The sequence below is a fragment of the Blautia sp. ZXY-1-B12 genome (assembly GCF_056339915.1).
Genome location: NZ_JBWJVP010000138.1, coordinates 1 through 2,494, shown reverse-complemented (window position 1 = coordinate 2,494; position 2,494 = coordinate 1). Strand labels below are relative to the sequence as shown.

At 45.3% G+C, this 2,494-nt stretch carries 3 protein-coding genes; all 3 read left to right on the top strand.

The features are described 5' to 3' along the window. Positions 1-895: transketolase C-terminal domain-containing protein (locus tag AC075L_RS07465; RefSeq protein ID WP_476387470.1), on the top strand; the 895-nt coding region annotated here is incomplete at its 5' end. Beyond that, a complete protein-coding gene (locus tag AC075L_RS07460; protein WP_062807871.1) occupies positions 892-1,701 on the top strand; it encodes a TlyA family RNA methyltransferase in 810 nt (269 codons plus the stop codon). The genes AC075L_RS07465 and AC075L_RS07460, both read left to right, overlap by 4 nt. 23 nt (positions 1,702-1,724) lie before the next feature. Next, positions 1,725-2,494 (top strand): NAD(+)/NADH kinase (locus AC075L_RS07455; protein ID WP_476387469.1); only part of this gene is annotated, 770 nt, incomplete at its 3' end.

Here is a 2,494-nt window from a genome sequence, read left to right as displayed (position 1 = left end):
TCTTGGTGAGAAAAATAAAAAACTGACAGCTATTACCGCAGCCATGCCGGATGGAACCGGACTTGTGGAATTTTCCAGGAGATTTCCGGACAGATTTTTTGATGTGGGAATCGCAGAGGAACATGCGGTGAGTTTTGCGGCGGGTCTGGCTCTTGGCGGCCTGGTTCCTGTTGTTGCCATCTATTCATCTTTTCTGCAGCGTGCTGTAGATCAGATCCTGCATGATGTATGTATGCAGAAGCTTCATGTGATTTTTGCTGTTGACAGGGCAGGGCTTGTAGGCGCAGACGGGGAGACGCATCAGGGCTGCTTTGATCTGTCTTATTTGTCCATGATGCCGAATATGACTGTTCTGGCACCGAAGAATGACAGAGAACTGGAAGAGATGCTTGCATTTGCGGTAAGCTTTGACGGACCGATTGCAATCCGCTATCCGAGAGGCAGTGCGCATCAGGGGCTTCGGGAATATCAGGCACCTGTGGAATATGGCAGAAGTGAGATTATCCGCAAAGGAAAAAAAATCGCTGTGCTGGGAGTGGGAAGTATGATCCCGTCCTGCATGGAAATCTGTAAAGGACTGAAAGATGACGGCTATGATCCTACTTTTGTAAATGCCAGATTTGTGAAACCACTGGATGTGGATCTTCTTGATGAACTGGCAAAGGATCACAGTCTGTTTGTGACAGTAGAAGAGAATGTGAAAAGCGGCGGATACGGAGAGCATGTGTCTGCTTATATGGAAGCCTGTCATCCGGAAATAAGAGTGTTGTCGGCAGCTGTCTGGGATCGTTTCGTACCCCAGGGAAATGTAGAAAGCCTGCGCAGCCGGATTGGACTTGGAGTGGAAGACATCAGACAGGCAATAGAAGATAGTGAGGAATTAAGAGAGCAATGAAGAAACGTTTGGATATGCTTATGATGGAACGTGCCCTTGCACCATCCCGCGAGAAAGCAAAGGCATTCATCATGGCAGGCGATGTATATGTTGATGGTCAGAAAGAAGATAAGGCGGGAACCATGTTCCCGGAGACTGTAAAGATTGAGGTCAGAGGAAACACTCTTCCGTATGTAAGCCGCGGTGGGCTGAAACTTGAAAAAGCTATGAAAAACTTTGATGTCACATTGGATAGTAAGATCTGTATGGATGTAGGTGCGTCCACCGGAGGGTTTACAGATTGTATGTTACAGAACGGGGCAGTAAAAGTTTATTCCATTGATGTAGGATATGGACAGCTTGACTGGAAGCTTCGTAACGATCCGCGTGTAGTCTGTATGGAGAAAACCAATATCCGCTATGTGGTACCGGAGGATTTGGGAGAACCGGCAGATTTTTCATCAATTGATGTGTCCTTTATTTCTCTTACAAAAGTACTGCTTCCTGTAAGAAATCTCCTTACAGATGAGGGTGAGATCGTATGTCTGATCAAGCCGCAGTTTGAGGCGGGGAGAGAGAAAGTCGGAAAGAAGGGGGTTGTAAGAGATCCTGCTGTTCATCAGGAAGTGATCGAAAAAGTGCGCGATTATGCCATGAGTATTTTTATGGAGCCATGTCATCTTTCTTTTTCGCCAATTAAAGGACCGGAAGGAAATATCGAATATCTTCTTCATCTGAAAAAACATCCGGAAGGTACCAGGGTTACCGACAGCCTGAAGGTATCTGTAGAAGCTGTTGTGGCAGAGGCTCATGGACAGTTGGATTAAAAAGGCTGAGTCAGGAAGAAACTATGGACAGGTTTTATATTATTACAAACAGTGACAAGGATAAAAAACTTGAAATCACAGAAAAAATAGCAGATTATCTGAAAACACATCACAAAAACTGTGAAGTACAGCAGGCAGAAAGGAAACATGAGGGTTCCTTTCATTATACAGATCCTGATAAGGTTCCAGACGATACACAGTGTATTATTGTTCTGGGAGGAGATGGCACACTTCTTCAGGCAGCAAGGGATGTGGTGCATAAAGAAATTCCTCTTCTTGGAATCAATCTGGGAAATCTGGGTTTTCTTGCAGAAGTGAATCAGACCTCTCTGTACAGTGCTCTGGATCAGCTAATGGCGGATGATTACGAGGTAGAAGAACGCATGATGCTGGAAGGAAGGGTGTACCGCGGCAGAAAACTGATCGGACAGGATATTGCATTGAATGACATTGTGATCGGCAGAGACGGTCATCTCCGCGTGGTCCGGTTTAAGAATTATGTAAATGATGTTTATCTTAACTCTTATAATGCTGATGGAATTATTATTTCAACACCTACCGGATCTACCGGATACAGTCTGTCAGCGGGAGGACCTATTGTATCGCCCAATGCCGCCATGACGATCATGACTCCCATAGCACCACACACGCTGAATACAAGAAGCATTATTTTTCCTGCGCAGGATGTGATCACTGTAGAGATAGGAAAAGGAAGACACTGTGACTGTGAAAAGGGAATCGCATCTTTTGATGGAGATACATTTATCCCTATGGTCACCGGTGACTGCATTCA

Bases quoted from the DNA above. Each gene is read 5' to 3' on its own strand.
- AC075L_RS07460 (WP_062807871.1), top strand. From the start codon at position 892: ATGAAGAAACGTTTGGATATGCTTATGATGGAACGTGCCCTTGCACCA.